Here is a 19,243-nt window from a genome sequence, read left to right as displayed (position 1 = left end):
GGGCCGACCCGGAAATTCGAGGCGAGAGGCCTTCGACGTGGCAGCACCGCAGAACTACCTCGCAGTCATCAAGGTCGTCGGAATCGGCGGCGGTGGTGTCAACGCCATCAACCGGATGATCGAGGTCGGTCTCAAGGGCGTCGAGTTCATCGCGATCAACACCGATGCGCAGGCCCTCCTGATGAGCGACGCCGACGTCAAGCTCGATGTGGGCCGTGAACTCACCCGGGGCCTCGGCGCCGGCGCCAACCCCGAGGTCGGCCGCAAGGCCGCCGAGGACCACCGCGAGGAGATCGAGGAGGTCCTCAAGGGGGCCGACATGGTCTTCGTGACCGCCGGTGAAGGCGGTGGCACGGGCACGGGCGGCGCGCCCGTCGTCGCCAACATCGCGCGCTCCCTGGGCGCCCTGACCATCGGCGTGGTCACCCGCCCCTTCACCTTCGAGGGCCGGCGCCGGGCCAACCAGGCCGAGGACGGCATCGCGAGCCTGCGCGAAGAGGTCGACACCCTCATCGTGATCCCCAACGACCGGCTGCTGTCCATCTCGGACCGCCAGGTCAGCGTGCTCGACGCGTTCCGCTCGGCCGACCAGGTCCTGCTCTCCGGTGTCCAGGGCATCACCGACCTGATCACCACCCCGGGTCTGATCAACCTCGACTTCGCGGACGTCAAGTCCGTCATGTCGGAGGCCGGTTCGGCCCTCATGGGCATCGGCTCGGCCCGCGGTGAGGACCGCGCCAAGGCCGCCGCCGTGATGGCGATCTCCTCGCCGCTGCTGGAGGCCTCGATCGACGGCGCCCGAGGCGTGCTGCTCTCCATCTCGGGCGGCTCCGACCTCGGCCTGTTCGAGATCAACGAGTCGGCCCAGCTGGTCAGCGAGGCCGCCCACCCCGAGGCCAACATCATCTTCGGCGCGGTCATCGACGACGCGCTCGGCGACGAGGTCCGGGTCACCGTCATCGCGGCCGGCTTCGACGGCGGGCAGCCGCCGGCGATCGTCCGTGACCCGGTGGTCAAGTCCACCGCCTCGGACCGCCCGGCCACCCCGCCGGCCGCCCCGGACCGCCCGGCCAGCCGGCCGTCGTACGGGAGCATCGGCTCGGTGGCGTCCCGTTCGGAGGAGACCCCGGCCGCGTCGACCCGGGCCGAGACCCCGGCCACCACGACCGCCGCCGCCCCGGTGCCGCCGCAGGTGCAGCCGGTCCGGCAGCCCTACGTGGAGAGCCCGGCCGAGGAACTCGACGTCCCGGACTTCCTTAAGTGATCGATCACGCGGTACACGCGGGTGCTCACTTCGCCTTCACCGACCGGTGGGGCGGGGTGAGCACTTCGCCGTACGGGGAGCTCAACCTCGGCGGCGCCGTGGGGGACGACCCGGGGGCCGTCCGGGAGAACCGGGCGCTCGCCGCCCGGGAGCTGGGGATCGAACCGGCCGACGTGGTGTGGATGAACCAGGTGCACGGCGCCGAGGTCGCCGTGGTGACGGAGCGCCAGCCGCTGGGGGCGGCCCCGACGGTGGACGCGGTGGTCACCGACCGGCCGCTCGCCCTCGCGGTGCTGACCGCCGACTGCACTCCGGTGCTGCTGGCCGACCCGGTGGCCGGCGTGGTGGGCGCGGCCCACGCGGGCCGGCCCGGGCTGGCGGCCGGGGTGGTGCCCGCGGTGGTCCGGGCGATGGTCGAACTGGGGGCCGAGCCCGGGCGGATCACCGCCGCCACCGGGCCCGCGGTCTGCGGCAGCTGCTACGAGGTGCCGGCCGAGCTGCGCGCCGAGGTCGCCGCGGTGGTGCCGGAGGCCTTCGCCGAGACCTCCTGGGGGACCCCGGCCCTGGACGTGCCGGAGGGAGTCGCGGCCCAGCTGGCCGCGATGGGGGTCAAGGAGCCGGTGCGGTCACCGGTCTGCACCCTCGAATCCGCCGATCACTACTCCTACCGCCGCGAGCAGCGCACGGGTCGGCTCGCGAGCTACGTCTGGTTGGGCTCCGATCATTGATGACGAATGACATCTACGGACCGTTCCCGGGTGGTCCCGGCCCCTTCTCGCCCGGTCAGGACTGGCTGGGTGCGCTGACGGAGGGCCGACGGGCCCGGTACGAGGAGCTCGGGACCAACCTCGAGGTGGTCGAGCGCCGGATCGCGGCCGCCTGTGCGGCCGCCGGGCGCTCCCGGGACGAGGTCACCCTGATCGTCGTCACCAAGACCTACCCCGCCGAGGACACCGCGCTGCTGGCCGGACTGGGTGTGACGGATGTCGCGGAGAACCGCGACCAGGACGCCGCACCCAAGGCGGAGCAGTGCAGAAACCTTCCTCTTGACTGGCACTTCGTCGGACAGCTGCAGACCAACAAGGTGCGCTCGGTCGTCGGATACGCGAACCACGTGCACTCGGTGGACCGGCTGCGGCTGGTCGAGTCGCTCTCCGCGGCGGTGCTCAAGTCGGAGCGCCCCGAGCTGGGCTGCCTGGTGCAGGTGGCGCTGGACAAGGCGCACGGCGAGGGCGCGCACCGGGCCGGGGTCGCGCCGGAGGACGTCGCGCGGCTGGCCGACGCCATCGCCGACACGCCCGGGCTGCGGCTTGACGGTGTGATGACCGTCGCTCCGCTGGCCGGGCCGCTGGCCGGAGACCCGGCCCGGGCCTTCGATCGGCTGGCGGAAATCGCAACCGGCGTACGGACGGCCCATCCTGCTGCCACCATGGTCTCCGCAGGCATGAGCGGCGACCTTGAGCAGGCGATTGCCGCCGGAGCGACACATGTGCGCGTCGGAACGGCGGTACTCGGAGTGAGGTCACCCCTCAGGTAACGTCACCGGGTAAGTAGATCAGACTGCAGGACAAAATAGGACAGAATCTAGCAGCTCTTCGGAGCGCTAGCGAACCGTGGATCGCAGCTCCGCGGACCCCACTCCACGAACCCTGACAGGCCGTCGGCCTGACGCGCCGTCGTGGATGGACCGTGGAATCCGCAGGCAGGGCCGTACGGCCCCGGCCGCCGGGAGACGGATCCGGTCCCACGGAGTGAGCGAAGCGAGCGACCATCGGACGGGGCGCGGCTTCGCGGAGTAGCCACCGGGCGCCAGCTCGGTGGCCATGAGCGGAGGAGACAGGAGCATGGCCGGCGCAATGCGCAAGATGGCGGTCTACCTCGGCCTCGTGGAGGACGAGACGTACGACGGCCAGGGGTACGACCCCGACGACGACTACGACGCGGACCCCGAGCCGATCCGGACGGGACAGCGGACCGAGGACATCCCCCGGCCGGCCGCCCCGGCCGCCGCCACGCCCGCCCCGGTCTCCTCGATCACTCCGCAGCCGGTGCCGGCGGCGGTGCCGATCCGACAGGAGACCCCGAGGATGGCCCCCGTGTCGTCCATCACACCCGAACGCCGCCACAACCTGGAGAAGAGCGCCCCGGTGATCATGCCCAAGGTAGTGAACGAACGAGAGCCCTACCGCATCACCACGCTGCACCCCCGGACCTACAACGAGGCCCGTACCATCGGGGAACAGTTCCGTGGCGGCACTCCTGTGATCATGAATCTGACCGAGATGGACGACACGGATGCGAAGCGGCTCGTAGACTTCGCCGCTGGACTCGTCTTCGGTCTGCACGGCAGTATCGAGCGCGTGACACAGAAGGTGTTCCTGCTGTCGCCTGCTAACGTCGATGTCACGGCGGAGGACAAGGCTCGGATCGCCGAGGGTGGGTTCTTCAACCAGAGCTGACCCGGCCACGACTTTACGTGTGGATCTGATCAACAGTGGGTTAGCGACAGGTGACGAGGGCGGGCCCGAGGGCTCGGGACCGGGGAGAGGGAAAACGCGATGGACATCGTGTGGGCGGTGCTCTACTACGCCCTGACCGTCTTCCTGGTGTTCCTGCTCGTGCGACTGGTCATGGACTGGGTCTTCCAGTTCGCGCGTTCGTGGCGGCCTGGCAAGGCCATGGTCCTGGTCCTGGAGGCCACGTACACTGTCACGGATCCGCCGCTCAAGCTTCTTCGGCGGCTCATTCCGCCGTTGCGTTTCGGGGGCGTGGCGCTCGACCTGTCCTTCTTCGTACTGATGATCATTGTGTATGTCCTGATCTCGCTTGTGCACCCCTAGTCGTAGGTGAGCGATGCGACAGGATGCCGGTGTGCCGACGATCACGTTGAGGTGAAGAGATGCCATTGACCCCCGAGGACGTTCGGAACAAGCAGTTCACGACCGTCCGCCTGCGTGAAGGCTATGACGAGGACGAGGTCGATGCCTTCCTCGACGAGGTCGAGGCGGAGCTGACGCGCCTCCTCCGGGAGAACGAGGACCTGCGCGCCAAGCTGGCCGCCGCGACTCGTGCCGCCGCGCAGAACCAGGCCAACCTGCGCAAGGAGCCGCCGCAGGACGCCCCCCGTCAGGGTGGCGCCCCCGTCCCGGCCGCCATATCCGGCCCGCCGATCCCCGGCCAGCAAGGCCCGGGCGGCCCGCAGCAGATGGGCCCCGGCGGCCCGCAGCAGCAGATGGGTCAGGGTGGTCCGCAGCAGATGGGCCCCGGTGGCCCGCAGCAGCAGATGGGCAACCAGCCGCTCGGCCTGCCCGCCGGCTCCGCCCCGCAGCTGCCGCCGGCCGGCGGCCAGCAGCAGATGAACCAGACCATGGGCGGCCAGCAGCAGCTGGTCCAGCCGATGGGCGGTCAGATGCTCCAGCCCATGGGCGGCCCCGGTGGCCCGCAGCAGATGGGCAACCCGATGGGCCAGGGTATGGGCCAGGGCATGGGCCAGGGCCAGGGTATGGGCCAGGGCATGGGTCAGCAGCAGATGCAGCAGATGGGCGGCCCCATGGGCGGCCAGCAGCAGATGGGCAACCCGCAGCAGATGGGCGGCCCGCTCGGCGCCCCGATGCAGCAGCAGGGCCCCGGTGGCGACAGCGCGGCCCGCGTGCTGGCGCTCGCCCAGCAGACCGCCGACCAGGCGATCTCCGAGGCCCGTTCCGAGGCCAACAAGATCGTCGGCGAGGCGCGCAGCCGGGCCGAAGGCCTCGAGCGCGACGCCCGTGCCAAGGCCGACGCCCTGGAGCGGGACGCGCAGGAGAAGCACCGCGTCGCGATGGGCTCCCTGGAGTCCGCGCGGGCCACGCTGGAGCGCAAGGTCGAGGACCTGCGGGCGTTCGAGCGTGAGTACCGCACGCGTCTGAAGTCGTACCTGGAGACCCAGCTCCGTCAGCTGGAGTCGCAGGCCGACGACTCGCTCGCCCCGCCGCGGATCCCCGCCACCGCGTCGCTGCCGCCGGCAGCCTCGTCGATGGCGTCGGCCGGTGCCGGTGCGATGGGCAGCGGTGCGCCGAGCTTCGGTGGCAACCAGCCGTCCTTCGGGGGCAGCTCGCCGTCCTTCGGCGGGAACAGCTCCTTCGGCGGCAACACCTCGGCGCCGAGCTTCGGTGGACAGCCCAACGTCGGCAACAGCGGTGCTCCGCAGATGCAGCCGGCCGGGATGACCCAGCCGATGGCGGCCGTCCGGCCGCAGCCGCCGCAGCCGATGCAGCAGGCTCCGGCGCCGATGCGGGGCTTCCTGATCGACGAGGACGGCGACAACTGAGGTTGTAGCAGGGCCTTCTGAGGGCGTCCCCTTTCTGACCTCCGGGTCGGGGAGGGGGCGCCTTCTTGTGTGGGCGGGTGGGGGTGGAGACGGGGCCGGACCGGGGGTTCGGGGGAGGGGCGCGGGGTGGGTGTGGGTATGGCGAAGCCGCCGTCACCCGGGGGTGACGGCGGCTTCGCCGGGGGTCAGGCCTTGCGGAGTTGGAAGGCGAGGCCGAGCGAGTCGTCGGTGAAGGTCTCGGAGTCCCAGTCGGCTGCGCCGGCGGCGAAGTCGGTGGCGAGGACCTCCTCGGCGACGAGGGGGCCGTGTTCGGCGATGGCCTCGGCGGTCTCCTCGGTGGCGGCGCGCCAGCGCAGGACGATGCGGTCGGCGACGTCCAGGCCGGAGTTCTTGCGGGCCTCCTGGATCTGGCGGATGGCGTCGCGGGCGACGCCGAGGCGCTTGAGCTCCGGGGTGATGGCCAGGTCGAGGGCGACGGTGGCGCCGGACTCGTTGGCGACGGCCCAGCCCTCGCGCGGGGTCTCGGTGATGATCACCTCGTCCGGCGAAAGGGTGATCGTCTCGCCGTCGAGCTCGACGCGGGTCTCGCCGTCGGCGCGCAGCTCGGCGGCCAGGCGGGCGGCGTCGGTGGCGGCGACCGCCTTGGCGACGTCCTGCACGCCCTTGCCGAAACGCTTGCCCAGCGCGCGGAAGTTGGCCTTGGCGCTCGTGTCGACGAGTGAGCCCCCGACCTCCGCGAGCGACTCCAGGGTGGAGACGTTGAGCTCCTCGGCGATCTGCGCGCGCAGGTCGGCGGGCAGCTCCTCCCAGCCCTGGGCGGCGACCAGCGCGCGGGAGAGCGGCTGACGGGTCTTCACGCCGGACTCGGCGCGGGTGGCCCGGCCCAGCTCGACCAGGCGGCGGACCAGCGCCATGTGCCGGGAGAGGTCCGCGTCGATCAGCGACTCGTCGGCCTGTGGCCAGGTGGCCAGGTGGACCGAGGCCGGGGCGTCCGGGACGACCGGGACGACCAGGTCCTGCCAGACCTGCTCGGTGATGAACGGGGTGAGCGGGGCCATCAGGCGGGTGACCGTCTCCAGCGCCTCGTGCAGGGTGGCCAGCGCGGCGGCGTCGCCCTGCCAGAAGCGGCGGCGGCCGCGGCGGACGTACCAGTTGGACAGGTCGTCGACGAAGCCGGAGAGCAGCTTGCCGGCGCGCTGGGTGTCGTACGCCTCGAAGGCCGCGTCGACCTCGCGGACCAGGGTGTTCAGCTCGGAGAGCACCCAGCGGTCCAGCTGCGGGCGGTCGGCCGGGGCCGGGTCGCTCGCGGAGGGCGCCCAGTTCGAGGTGCGGGCGTACAGGGCCTGGAAGGCGACGGTGTTCCAGTAGGTGAGGAGGGTCTTGCGGACCACCTCCTGGATGGTGCCGTGGCCGACCCGGCGGGCCGACCAGGGCGAGCCGCCGGCCGCCATGAACCAGCGGACGGCGTCGGCGCCGTGCTGGTCCATCAGCGGGATGGGCTGCAGGATGTTGCCCAGGTGCTTGGACATCTTGCGGCCGTCCTCGGCCAGGATGTGGCCCAGGCAGACGACGTTCTCGTAGCTGTTCTTGTCGAACACCAGGGTGCCGACCGCCATCAGCGTGTAGAACCAGCCGCGGGTCTGGTCGATCGCCTCGGAGATGAACTGCGCCGGGTAGCGCTTCTCGAACAGCTCCTTGTTCTGGTACGGGTAGCCGTACTGGGCGAAGGGCATCGAGCCCGAGTCGTACCAGGCGTCGATGACCTCGGGCACGCGGGTGGCGGTGCCGCCGCAGTCGCGGCAGGCGAAGGTCACCGCGTCGATGTACGGGCGGTGCGGGTCGAGTCCGCTCTGGTCGGTGCCGGTGAGCTCGGTCAGCTCGGCCAGCGAGCCGACGCAGGTGAGGTGGCCCTCCTCGCAGCGCCAGATCGGCAGCGGGGTGCCCCAGTAGCGGTTGCGGCTGAGCGCCCAGTCGATGTTGTTGTTCAGCCAGTCGCCGAAACGGCCGTGCTTGACCGTCTCAGGGAACCAGTTGGTGGCCTCGTTCTCGCGGATCAGCGCGTCCTTGACGGCGGTGGTCCGGATGTACCAGGACGGCTGCGCGTAGTAGAGCAGCGCGGTGTGGCAGCGCCAGCAGTGCGGGTAGCTGTGCTCGTACGGCAGGTGGCGGAAGAGCAGGCCGCGCTCCTTGAGGTCCGCGACCAGGGCCTCGTCGGCCTTCTTGAAGAACTGGCCGCCGACCAGCGGGACCTCGGGGGCGAAGGTGCCGTCGGCGAGCACCGGGTTGACCACCGGCAGGCCGTACTTGCGGCAGGTCGCGAGGTCGTCCGCGCCGAAGGCGGGGGACTGGTGGACGATGCCGGTGCCGTCCTCGGTGGTGACGTAGTCGGCGTTGAGGACGTAGTGCGCGTTCTCGATCTCGACCAGGTCGAAGGGGCGGCGGTAGGCCCAGCGCTCCATCTCGGCGCCGGTGAAGGACTCGCCGGTGGTCTCCCAGCCCTCGCCGAGGGCCTTGGCGACCAGCGGCTCGGCGACGACCAGCTTCTCGTTGCCGTCGGTGGCCACCACGTAGGTGACCTCGGGGTGGACGGCGGCGGCGGTGTTGGAGACCAGGGTCCACGGGGTGGTGGTCCACACCAGCAGGGCGGCCTGGCCGGCCAGCGGGCCGCTGGTCAGCGGGAAGCGGACGAAGACCGAGGGGTCGACCACGGTCTCGTAGCCCTGGGCCAGCTCGTGGTCGGACAGGCCGGTGCCGCAGCGCGGACACCAGGGGGCGACCCGGTGGTCCTGGACCAGCAGGCCCTTGTCGAAGATCTGCCGGAGCGACCACCAGACGGACTGGACGTACGACGGGTCCATCGTCCGGTAGGCCGAGTCCAGGTCGACCCAGTACCCCATGCGGGTGGTCAGCTCGGCGAAGGCGTCGGTGTGGCGGGTCACCGAGTCGCGGCACTTGGCGTTGAACTCGGCGATGCCGTACGCCTCGATGTCCTGCTTGCCGGAGAAGCCGAGCTCCTTCTCGACGGCGAGCTCGACCGGGAGGCCGTGGCAGTCCCAGCCGGCCTTGCGGGCGACGTGGTAGCCCTTCATGGTCCGGTAGCGCGGGAAGACGTCCTTGAAGACGCGGGCCTCGATGTGGTGGGCGCCGGGCATGCCGTTGGCGGTCGGCGGGCCCTCGTAGAAGACCCACTCGGGGCGGCCCTCGGACTGTTCCAGACTGCGCTGGAAGATCTTGTTGTCCTGCCAGAACGACAGGATCTGGTGCTCCAGGGCAGGCAGGTCCACCTGCGCCGGGACGGGGTTGTAGGAGCTGCTCATCGCGGGCGTCTACCTCCGGCGGATGCTGGGACTGGATCCTCCGGAGGGACGAGACGGCCAGGCCGCCCCGCGGTACCACCCTCCTTGGCCGCGGTGCTGCGTTGCGGCCCTCTTGTTTGGGCTTGCTGCCGGGTCTAGTGGACCGCCGCGGGCTTCGCGGTGGCCGTTCTTCCGGCGGCTCCGGGGTGATCTTCCCGTCGTGCACACCCCCGGGCTCGCACCATCCCCGGGTCGCTCGTGGCTGCGTACGTCGGTACTCGTCCCATCTGCGCCTTGCAGGGCCAGTGTATCGGCCGGGCGAGTCGGTTTGTCCAAACCGTTTCGGGCGGGCGGCCTCCGGGGCGGGCGGCCGGGTTGGTGGCCGGGCTGGTGGCGGGGCTGGTCAGGGCGGTGGTCGGGGCGGTGGTTAGGCGGGGGCGATGTGGGCACAACCCTGTCAGCGCGAGGGGCGTGGCGGCTGGGGCGGCTGCCTGGGTGGGATCGTCATGAGGCGTCGGTATGTCATGTTGTGACCGGTTTTGATCGGGATTATCGTTCCGGCACTGGAAGCCGCCGGGAACCGGCGGCTCGATTCGTTCGTAGATGGAGTCGAAGCCATGGCTGAGAAGGGAACCGGCGCGGGTACCGCCACCAAGCGGGCACGCAAGGCCGTGGCGGTCGATCCAGGGGAGGGGACCGTGACCACTACCGCACCGAAGTCCAGCACCGACACCGTCACCGTGCCGCGTGGGGCCGAGTCCGTGGACCCGGCAACGCTGCCGGTCCGGCCCGGCGAGGATCCGTGGACCACCGAGGAGGTCCACGAGCTCCACAACGAGCTGATCGGCGAGCTGGAGCGGCTGCAGAACGAGATCGACGCCGCCGAGGCGGCCATCTCCGGTCTGATGCGCGACTCCAACGACGGGGCCGGCGACGACCAGGTCGACGCCGGGACGAAGAACATCTCGCGGGAGAGCGAGCTGGCGCTGGCCAACAACGCGCGCGACAGCCTCGCCCAGACCGAGCGCGCCCTGGGCCGGCTGGAGGGCGTCGGGTTCGGCACCTGCGAGTCCTGCGGAAAGGCCATCGGCAAGGCCCGGATGCAGGCCTTCCCGCGGGCGACGCTCTGCGTGCAGTGCAAGGCCAAGCAGGAACGCCGCTGAACCGGCTGCCGAACCGGGCGACCGGAGCGACGCGGGGGGTCGGGCTTGCCGTACGCTCGACCCCGTAACGTCGCCTGACTCGTCTGTTCGTGGTTGCGGACGCGGTCGGGTCGGCACTGGCCCACCACCCTCCCCCTCCTACGCCGGGGGAGCTCCATCGGCAGCGGAGCGGATCATCAGTACGCAAGGTTCCCCCCAGACCCGGGACGACGCAGTCCCGTCCCCCGCCGATGGCGTGGAGGTGCCCGTGGCCGAGCCGTCCGAGGCGGCGTCCGTGGACGAACCGACGGTGGCGGAGAAGCCCAAGGGCCCGCGGCGGATCGGGGTACTGCTGGTCATCGCGGTCCTCGCCTTCCTGATCGACCTCGCCAGCAAGCTGCTGGTCGTCGCCAAGCTGGAGAACCACTCGGCGATCAAGGTGATCGGGGACGTCGTCACCTTCCAGGTGATCCGCAACTCGGGCGCGGCGTTCGGCATGGGCCAGGCCCTGACCGTCGTCTTCACGATGATCGCCTCCGCCGTCATCGTGGTGATCTGGCGGATCGCCCGCCGGCTGTACAGCCTGCCGTGGGCGATCGCGCTCGGACTGCTGCTCGGCGGGGCGCTGGGCAACCTCACCGACCGGCTGTTCCGCTGGCCCGGCGTCTTCCGCGGACACGTCGTGGACTTCATCTCCGTCCAGCATTTCGCGGTCTTCAACCTCGCCGACTCGGCGATCGTCTGCGGCGGGATCCTGGTCGTGCTGCTGTCCTTCCGGGGCAGCAACCCGGACGGGACCGTCCACCAGCAGGGTGGCAAGGAGGAGTAGCGCGGCGGCCGCCCGCCCGCCCCGGGAAGGGGCGGGCCGGGTTTCCGGCATACTCGTACGGGTGAGTACCGCAGCGCAGATCCGAAGCCTCCCCGTTCCCGACGGCCTGGAGGGCGAACGCCTCGACGCCGCCCTGGCCCGGATGTTCGGCTTCTCCCGGACCAAGGCCGCCGAGCTGGCCGCCGACGGCAAGGTGACGCTCGACGGCGCCGTGGCCGGAAAGTCGGACCGGGTGACCGGCGGTTCCTGGCTGGAGGTCGAGATCCCCGCCCCCGCCGCCCCGGTGCAGATCGTCGCCGAGCACGTCGAGGGCATGCGGATCGTCCACGACGACGAGGACATCGTGCTGGTCGACAAGCCGGTCGGCGTCGCCGCGCACCCCAGCCCGGGCTGGACCGGCCCCACCGTGATCGGCGGGCTCGCCGCGGCCGGGTACCGGATCTCCACCTCGGGCGCGGCCGAGCGGCAGGGCATCGTGCACCGGCTGGACGTCGGCACCTCGGGCCTGATGGTCGTCGCCAAGTCCGAGCGCGCGTACACCGACCTCAAGCGGCAATTCCACGACCGGATCACCGACAAGCGGTACCACACGCTGGTCCAGGGGCACCCGGACCCGATGAGCGGCACCGTGGACGCGCCGATCGGGCGGCACCCCAGCTCGGACTGGAAGTGGGCGGTGACCCAGGACGGCAAGGCGTCCGTCACGCACTACGACCTGATCGAGGCGTACCGGGCCGCGTCGCTGCTGGCGATCAAGCTGGAGACCGGGCGCACCCACCAGATCCGCGTCCACATGTCCGCGCTGCGGCACCCGTGCGTGGGCGACCTGACGTACGGGGCCGACCCGACGCTGGCCAAGCGGCTCGGGCTGACCCGGCAGTGGCTGCACGCGGTGTCGCTCGGCTTCGAGCACCCGTCGGACGGGCAGTGGGTCGAGTTCTCCAGCGAGTACCCCGCCGACCTGCAGGGCGCGCTGGACGTCATCGCGGCGGAGAGCTGACATGAGCACTGGCGTGGGGATCGCCATCCGGGTCGCCGAGGGTGACGCCGACCTGGCGCTCGTGCGGGCGGTCCGGCGGGAGGTGTTCATCGTCGAGCAGAACGTGCCGGAGGAGCTGGAGTACGACCGGTACGACGGGACCTCGGTGCACCTGCTGGCGGTGGGCGCCGACGGGGCCGCGCTCGGCACCGGGCGGCTGATCTTCGGCGACCAGGCGCGGGAGCTGACCGGGGGCGTCGAGGGGCGGGTGCTGCTCGGGCGGCTCGCGGTGCTGCCGGCGGCCCGGGGGACCGGGCTGGGGGCGCAGCTCGTGCGGGCGATCGAGGCCGCGGGGGCGGAGCGCGGGGCCTCGGAGGTGGAGCTGCACGCGCAGGTCCACGCGCTCGGGTTCTACGAGCGGCTCGGGTACGTGGCGGAGGGACCGGTGTACGACGACGCCGGGATTCCGCACCGGACGATGACCCGGGTGCTGTAGGCGGCGCTGTAGGCCTTGCGTTTCGCGCGGTTCCCCGCGCCCCGTCGGGGCGCGGGGAATTCGTGTTCGGTGGTGGGCTTCGGGGGTGGGTTTCGGGGGTGGGGGAGAGGCGAGGCGGAGCCGTACGCAACCCGGGCGTAGTGGGGTGAACCGGGCTCACGGCGGGCCGGCTTCAGGGGTGCTTATCAGGCGCCTACCCGGACGGCGGATACGATCAGCGGCCATGGAGTTCGGTGGGGCATGGCGTCGCTGGCGCGGCCGGGGTACGACGGTCAGGCGAAGGGTGCTGGCCGGTGCGGTCGCCCTGGTGGCGGTGGCCGGGGTGGGCACGGCGACAGTGGCGTCCGGCGGTGAGCAGACGGTCCGACAGGAGGACCGTTTCCTCAGCATGCCGGAGACGCCCGGCGGCACGCAGCAGGTCCAGCTGGACACCTCGTTCTTCACCGCCGGAAGCGGTCCGCGTCCGGCGGTGCTGCTGGCGCACGGCTTCGGCGGCTCCAAGGAGGGCGAGCGCGAACGCGCCCAGCAGCTCGCCCGGCAGGGGTACGCGGTGCTGACCTGGTCGGCGCGCGGGTTCGGCCGCTCGGGCGGCAAGATCGGCCTCAACGCGCCGGACCGCGAGGTCGAGGACGTCCGGCACCTGGTGGACTGGTTGGCCCAGCGGCCCGAAGTGCAGCTCGACGGGCCCGGCGACCCGAAGGTCGGCATCACCGGCGCCTCGTACGGCGGGGCGATCTCGCTGCTGGCCTCCGCGTACGACCACCGGATCGACGCGGTGGCGACCCAGATCACCTGGTGGAACCTGGCGGACGCGCTGTTCCCGCAGGGCGTGCAGGGCTCGGCCGCGGCGGACGGCGTGTTCAAGAAGCTGTGGGCCGGGATCTTCTTCACCACCGGCTCGGCCGGGGACCTCGGGCCGTCCGGCGGTGCGCCGCGCGAGGGCGGCGAGGCTAAGCCGATGGCGGACGGGCAGGCCGGGTGCGGGCGGTTCCTGGAGTCGCTCTGCCAGATGTACGACCGGGTCGCCACCGCCGGGCACGCCGACCCGGAGGCCGTCGCGCTGCTGGACCGCTCCAGCCCGTCCTCGGTCGCCGCGCAGCTCAAGGCGCCCACGCTGGTGGTGCAGGGGCAGCAGGACTCGCTGTTCCCGCTCGACCAGGGCGACCGGATCGCGCAGGCGATCGCCGCGAACGGCGCGCCGGTGGCGGTGGACTGGTTCGCCGGCGGACACGACGGGGGGACGGACACCAGCGCGCGGGTCGACGACCGGGTGACGGCCTGGTTCGAGCACTACCTGCGAGGCCGCGGCAACGACACCGGGCCGGCGTTCCGGGTGACCCGGACCGGCGGGGTGGACTCCACCGGCTTCCAGGCCGTGCTGCGCGGGGCCACCGCCGACCGCTACCCCGGGCTCGGCGGGACGGGCTCGCGGGCCGTCGCGGTGACGGGCGGGGAGAAGACCATCGCCAACCCGCCCGGCGGGGCGCCGCCGGGGATCTCGACGCTGCCGGGCATCGGCGCCCTGAGCCAGGCCGCCTCGCTGGGCGCCGGGCTGTCGCTGGACTTCCCCGGGCAGAACGCCGCCTTCGACTCGCCGCCGCTGGACTCGCCGCTGCACCTGACCGGGCAGCCGACCGTGCCGGTGCGGGTGAAGGCGGACCGGCCGGACGCGGTGCTGTTCGCGAAGCTGTACGACGTCGGGCCGGACGGCAAGGCGGTGCTGCCGCAGCAGCTCGCCGCGCCGCTGCGGGTCACCGGCGCGGACGCCGGGCGGACGGTCACCGTGGCGCTGCCGACGGTGGACCACACCTTCCCGGCCGGGCACCGGGTGCGGCTGGTGCTGGCGAGCACCGACCTCGCGTACGCCTCGCCCGTCGAGTCGGCCACCTACCAGGTCGCGCCGGCCGGGGTGATCACCGCGCCGACCGTTCAGGAGCTGGTCACCGAAGCGGCGCCGCTGCCCGCGCGGACCTGGCTGCTGCCGCTGGCCGCCGTGGTGGTGGCTGCGGGCCTGGTGCTGACGCCGCGGCTGCGGCGTCGGCGGGCGGCCGGCGGCCCGGAGTTCGATCCGGAGCTGGCCGCGGTCCCGCTGCGGATCAGCGGGCTGAGCAAGCGCTACAAGGGCTCCCAGGACCGCTACGCCGTAAGGGAGTTGGGCTTCCGGGTGGACCAGGGGCAGGTGCTCGGGCTGCTCGGGCCGAACGGCGCGGGCAAGACCACCACGCTGCGGATGCTGATGGGCCTGATCCGGCCGGACGCCGGGGAGATCCGGATCTTCGGGCACCTGGTGCGGCCCGGGGCGCCGGTGCTGTCGCGGGTCGGGGCGTTCGTGGAGGGAGCGGGCTTCCTGCCGCACCTCACCGGGCGGGCCAACCTGCGGCTGTACTGGCAGGCGACCGGGCGGCCGGAGGCCGACGCGTGCTTCGAGGGGGCGCTGGCCATCGCGGGGCTCGGGGAGGCGCTGGACCGCGCGGTGCGGACGTACTCGCAGGGCATGCGGCAGCGGCTGGCGATCGCGCAGGCCATGCTCGGGATGCCGGACCTGCTGATCCTGGACGAGCCGACCAACGGGCTGGACCCGCCGCAGATCCGCGAGATGCGCGAGGTGATGATCCGGTACGCAGCGGGCGGGCGGACGGTGATCGTTTCGAGTCACCTGCTGTCCGAGGTCGAGCAGAGCTGTACGGATCTGGTCGTGATGGACCGAGGGAAGCTGGTGACGGCCGGTGCCGTCAGTGAGATCGTCGGGTCGTCGGAGCTGCTGATGATCGGCGTCGCCGCTTCGTACGACCCGGAGTCGGCGGCCGAGAAGGTGGCCGCGCTGGCCGGGGTCGGCTCGGCGGAGGCCGTCGAGGACGGGCTGCTGGTACGGCTCGACGGCCTGGCCGCGAGCGAACTGCTCGCGGAGCTGGTGCGGCTGGGGGTGCCGGTGCAGAGCGCCGGGCCGCAGCGGCGGTTGGAGGACGCGTTCCTGTCGTTGATCGGAGGTGGCGAGCGATGAGCCAGGTCTCGGAGGTCTCCGCAGTCTCGGCTGACCACGCGGAGGGGTACCGGGCGAGCCGGACGCTGCCGCTGCGGGTGGAGGCGATGCGCCAGCTGCGCCGGCGCCGCACCCTGGTGATCGGCGCGGTGCTGGCCGCCATGCCGTTCGTCCTCCTGGCCGCGTTCCAGATCGGCGGCACCCCGGGCCGACCCGACCGGACCACCTTCATCGAGCTGGCCACCGCCTCGGGCGCCAACTTCGCGGTCACCATGCTCTTCGTGGGCACCGGCTTCATGCTGGTGATCCCGGTCGCGCTGTTCTGCGGGGACACCGTCGCCTCGGAGGCCAGCTGGTCCTCGCTGCGGTACCTGCTGGCCGCGCCCGTGCCCCGGGCCCGGCTGCTGGCCCGCAAGTTCACGGTCGGGCTGGTGTTCTCGGCGGTCGCCGTGGTCATGCTGCCCGCGATCGGACTGGTCGTCGGGACCGCCGCCTACGGGTGGGGCGACCTCAAGCTGCCCGCCGGGGCCAGCCTGCCGGCCGGCGAGGCGCTGCCCAGGATCGCCATCGCGGTGGCCTTCGTCTTCCTGAGCGAGATCGTGATCGCGGCCCTCGCGTTCTGGCTGTCCACGGCGACGGACGCGCCGTTGGGCGCGGTCGGCGGCGCGGTGTTCGCGTCGATCATCACCGGGGTGCTGGACGCCGTCACCGCGCTCGGCGACCTGCGGGAATGGCTGCCGGCGCACTGGCAGTACGCCTGGGCGGACGCGCTGCAGCCGCAACTGGAATGGGGCGGGATGGTGCAGGGCGTCTCGCTGTCGCTCTCGTACGCGGCGGTGCTGCTGGCGCTCGCGTTCCGGGGGTTCGCGCGCAAGGACGTGGTGTCGTAGGGCCCGGACGGTGTCATGGGGCCCGGTGGTGTCGTGGCGGCGGGTGGGACATGGGGGATCATGGGTGGGTAGCTGACCTCTGCAGGTGAAGGACCCCAACCGTGGCCCAGATCGTCCTCTTCCACTCCGCCTACGGGCTGCGCCCCGCCGTGCACGCCGCCGCCGACCGGCTGCGCGTCGCCGGACACACCGTGCACACGCCGGACCTGTTCGACGGGCGGACCTTCGACTCGGTCGAGGAGGCGCAGGAGTTCCAGGAGGAGATCGGCGGCCGCGACGAACTGCTGAAGCGAGCGGTGACGGCCGCCGCGCCGGTGTCCGAGGGCGGGCTGGTGTACGCGGGCTTCTCGCTCGGCGGTGCCGTCGCGCAGAACCTGGCGCTGGCCGACGAGAAGGCGCGCGGGCTGCTGCTCCTGCACGGCACCTCGGACCTGCGGGAGGACGCCGCCACGTCGATCCCCGTCCAGCTGCACATCGCGGAGCCGGACCCCTTCGAGCCGGAGGACTGGCTGAACGCCTGGTACCTGCGGATGCGGCGGGCCGGGGCGGAGGTCGAGGTGCACCGCTACCGGGGGGCCGGGCACCTGTTCACCGACCCGGAGCTGCCGGACTACGACGAGCAGGCGGCGGAGCGGGCCTGGGCGGCGTCGCTGGACTTCCTGGTGGAGGTGGACGGGCAGGAGGACTGGCGGGGACCGCAGGACTGACGGGCAGCAGGGCTGACGGGGGCCGTCAGTAGGTCGCGGGTCCGGGAAGGCCAGGTCGAAGCGAAGGCTTCGGTCTGGCCTTCGGCGTTTCCAGGGGTGGAGACCGCCGACGTCGCCGCCGACGTCGCGTGGGGCTGACGAGGCGTCATGTGACCGGTGGAGCACGAGTGGTGAGGCGCCGGGGGGACGGTCGGGAAGTGGCGGAAGTGCCGGTCGCGCACCGGTTCGCGGGTCGGAAAGACTGTTTCCGGACAGCTACCCACAGTGATCAACAGGGTAGTGGTCCAGACCTCTTGTCGAGCATGTGTCACTCTGCCAGCACGGATGATCGAGCTACGAACTGTTGTTAACCAAACGGCCGCCCCGGCGTCACCGTCCGACGGGTGGTCAGGTTGACCGGATTTCCCACGGCGTCGTTGATCTCCCGGGAAACCACTCCATAGAGTCGCGGTGCACTCCACCTCACCAGTTCGCCGAATCCGCGGAAATGCCGGCGAGCCATTCCCGCGACTAATCATTGGGGCGGCACATGCTTGTTCTCGGAATCACCAACAACGACCTGGCCGGCGCCTGCCTGGTTCAGGACGGAACGGTCGTCGCGGCCGTCAGCGAGGAGCGCTTCTCCCGGATCAAGGACCACAAGGCCTGGCCGGAGCAGTCGATCGACTACGTCCTGAAGGAGGCCGGGGTCACCCTTTCCGATGTCGACCGGGTGGCCTACGGGTGGCAGGCGGGATTCAGCGCCGAAAAGCACCTGCTGCTCTATGTGGACCGCATTTCGGAGGAGGCCAGGCTGCGCCCCGAGGCGCTTCCGCACCTCCGCAAGCGGATATCCGACGAAATTCAGAACGACCGCGAGAAGCGCGGCGAGTTCGATGCCTTCATCGAAGCGAACGGGCTGCGCGGCAAGGTGGTTCACGTCGACCACCACGAGTCGCACGGGCTGGGCGCCTACCTCTGCTCCCCGTTCGACGACGCCCTCGTGGTCACCTGCGACGGCCGTGGGGACTTCCAGTCCCTGACCGTCACGCACTACTTCCCCGGCGGCGAGGAGGTGCTCCAGCGCGAGACCTCGATCGACAGCCTCGGCTACTTCTACGGTCGGATCACCAAGCTGCTCGGCTTCCGCCCCAACCGCCACGAGGGCAAGATCACCGGCCTGGCCGCCAACGGCGACCCGGAGAAGCTCCTCCCGCTGATGCGGCGGATGATCGACGTCGAGGAGAACGGCGCGATCCGCGCCCGCTGCGGCGACTGGTACCAGCCGTCCTACGAGGGCTACTCCGAGGCGCTGCTGGCCGAGATCGCCACCCACGAGCCGGCCGACGTCGCGGCCGCGGCCCAGCGGCACGTGGAGGACCTGCTGACCGCCGTGGTGGCGCGGCACGTCGGCCGGGTGCCCAGCGGCAACGTCTGCCTGTCCGGCGGCGTGTTCGCCAACGTCAAGCTCAACCAGCGGATCTTCGAGACCGAGGGCGTGCGGAACATCTACGTGCTGCCGCCGATGGGCGACGGCGGGCTGCCGCTGCAGACCGCCGTGATCGTGGCCCACCGGGAGACCGGCGAGCGCCCGCGGGTGCCCTCGATGGCGCTCGGGCCGGACGCCGCGATCTCCGAGGGCCGGCTGGAGGAGCTCCTGCGGGACTACCCCGAGCTGCGCTACCGGCGGATCGGCGAGTCCATGCAGGAGGTGCTGCTGGGCGCACTGGAGGCGGACCAGGTCATCGGCACCTACCGCGGCCGGATGGAGTTCGGCCCGCGCGCCCTCGGCCGGCGCAGCGTCATCTACGGCACCGCCGACGTGACCATGAACGACTGGCTCAACAAGCGGCTGAACCGTACCGAGTTCATGCCCTTCGCGCCGATCACCGCCGAGGACCTGGCGGCGGACTGCTACGTGGGCTGGGAGCCCGAGCAGCCGTCGGCGCTGTTCATGACGATCACCTACGACTGCCACGAGACGTTCGCCAAGGCCTGCCCGGCGGTGGTGCACGTCGACAACACCGCCCGCCCGCAGATCGTCCGGGCCCAGGACGACCCGTTCCTGCACGAGCTGCTGATGGCCTGGTACGACCGCAGCGGCCAGGCGGCGCTGGTGAACACCTCGTTCAACAAGCACGAGGAGCCGATCGTCGGATCGCACCGCGACGCGCTGGACCCGCTGGCCGACGAGGTGATCGACCTGCTGCTCGTCGACGACGTGTACCTGGTCTGGAAGGACTCCGCCAACACCTTCATGGCGCGGCAGTCCGGCTAGGCCCAATGCCGGTGATTTAAGGTCCTGCCCGGTCCGGCGATCGTGACGATGGCCGGAGCGGGTGGTGGCCAGTCGCGGTGTTCGGCCCGTTTGAGGG

At 71.6% G+C, this 19,243-nt stretch carries 15 protein-coding genes; 14 read left to right on the top strand and 1 reads right to left on the bottom strand.

The genetic code is table 11. The features are described from left to right. Positions 1-37: 37 nt before the first annotated feature. The 6 genes from ftsZ to ACZ52R_RS02930 all read left to right on the top strand — a co-directional run bounded on the left by ftsZ (position 38) and on the right by ACZ52R_RS02930 (position 5,570). A complete protein-coding gene (ftsZ, locus tag ACZ52R_RS02955) occupies positions 38-1,264 on the top strand; it encodes a cell division protein FtsZ (protein ID WP_465621450.1) in 1,227 nt (408 codons plus the stop codon). Beyond that, positions 1,261-1,992, top strand: coding sequence for a peptidoglycan editing factor PgeF (gene pgeF, locus ACZ52R_RS02950; RefSeq protein WP_360505377.1), 732 nt, complete (start codon positions 1,261-1,263; stop codon positions 1,990-1,992). Before ftsZ ends, pgeF begins: the two co-directional genes overlap by 4 nt. Beyond that, on the top strand, positions 1,992-2,801 hold the full coding sequence (locus ACZ52R_RS02945; protein WP_360505379.1) for a YggS family pyridoxal phosphate-dependent enzyme: 810 nt from the start codon (positions 1,992-1,994) through the stop codon (positions 2,799-2,801). Before pgeF ends, ACZ52R_RS02945 begins: the two co-directional genes overlap by 1 nt. 307 nt (positions 2,802-3,108) lie before the next feature. Then, entirely contained in the window at positions 3,109-3,723 is a 615-nt protein-coding gene (locus ACZ52R_RS02940; protein ID WP_360505471.1) for a cell division protein SepF, read from the top strand. Between the two features lie 99 nt (positions 3,724-3,822). Continuing rightward, positions 3,823-4,104, top strand: a complete 282-nt coding sequence (locus ACZ52R_RS02935) for a YggT family protein (RefSeq protein WP_030060143.1) — start codon at positions 3,823-3,825, stop codon at positions 4,102-4,104. A 59-nt stretch (positions 4,105-4,163) separates the two neighbouring features. Beyond that, complete coding sequence (locus tag ACZ52R_RS02930) at positions 4,164-5,570, top strand: DivIVA domain-containing protein (protein WP_465621449.1); 1,407 nt, start codon at positions 4,164-4,166, stop codon at positions 5,568-5,570. Positions 5,571-5,755: 185 nt separating this feature from the next. Here ACZ52R_RS02930 and ileS read toward each other — a convergent pair whose 3' ends face one another. Next, a complete protein-coding gene (ileS, locus tag ACZ52R_RS02925; RefSeq protein ID WP_465621448.1) occupies positions 5,756-8,887 on the bottom strand; it encodes an isoleucine--tRNA ligase in 3,132 nt (1,043 codons plus the stop codon). 677 nt (positions 8,888-9,564) lie between these two features. On the opposite strand from ileS, the gene ACZ52R_RS02920 reads away from it, so the two are divergent. From ACZ52R_RS02920 to ACZ52R_RS02885, 8 genes are all read left to right on the top strand, one after another. Beyond that, positions 9,565-10,029: a TraR/DksA family transcriptional regulator gene (locus tag ACZ52R_RS02920; RefSeq protein ID WP_360505385.1), complete on the top strand. Its 465-nt coding sequence runs from the start codon at positions 9,565-9,567 to the stop codon at positions 10,027-10,029. Between the two features lie 172 nt (positions 10,030-10,201). After that, positions 10,202-10,837, top strand: a complete 636-nt coding sequence (gene lspA / locus ACZ52R_RS02915) for a signal peptidase II (protein WP_465621654.1) — start codon at positions 10,202-10,204, stop codon at positions 10,835-10,837. A 61-nt stretch (positions 10,838-10,898) separates the two neighbouring features. Further along, entirely contained in the window at positions 10,899-11,837 is a 939-nt protein-coding gene (locus ACZ52R_RS02910) for an RluA family pseudouridine synthase (RefSeq protein ID WP_360505388.1), read from the top strand. A gap of 1 nt (position 11,838) precedes the next feature. Then, positions 11,839-12,312, top strand: coding sequence for a GNAT family N-acetyltransferase (locus ACZ52R_RS02905; protein ID WP_465621444.1), 474 nt, complete (start codon positions 11,839-11,841; stop codon positions 12,310-12,312). 223 nt (positions 12,313-12,535) lie between these two features. Beyond that, positions 12,536-15,313 (top strand): alpha/beta fold hydrolase, encoded by a 2,778-nt coding sequence (locus ACZ52R_RS02900; RefSeq protein ID WP_465663766.1) that lies wholly within the window; start codon positions 12,536-12,538, stop codon positions 15,311-15,313. Then, entirely contained in the window at positions 15,310-16,182 is an 873-nt protein-coding gene (locus ACZ52R_RS02895) for an ABC transporter permease (RefSeq protein WP_465621440.1), read from the top strand. Before ACZ52R_RS02900 ends, ACZ52R_RS02895 begins: the two co-directional genes overlap by 4 nt. A 101-nt stretch (positions 16,183-16,283) precedes the next feature. After that, positions 16,284-16,889, top strand: coding sequence for a dienelactone hydrolase family protein (locus ACZ52R_RS02890; protein WP_465663767.1), 606 nt, complete (start codon positions 16,284-16,286; stop codon positions 16,887-16,889). A 529-nt stretch (positions 16,890-17,418) separates the two neighbouring features. After that, positions 17,419-19,146 (top strand): carbamoyltransferase family protein, encoded by a 1,728-nt coding sequence (locus ACZ52R_RS02885; protein ID WP_465663768.1) that lies wholly within the window; start codon positions 17,419-17,421, stop codon positions 19,144-19,146. Positions 19,147-19,243: the final 97 nt, after the last annotated feature.

The organism is Kitasatospora sp. NPDC034023, from assembly GCF_055575795.1.
Note: the sequence above shows the minus strand (reverse complement) of the source record. Positions and strands in the feature narration are given on the sequence as shown.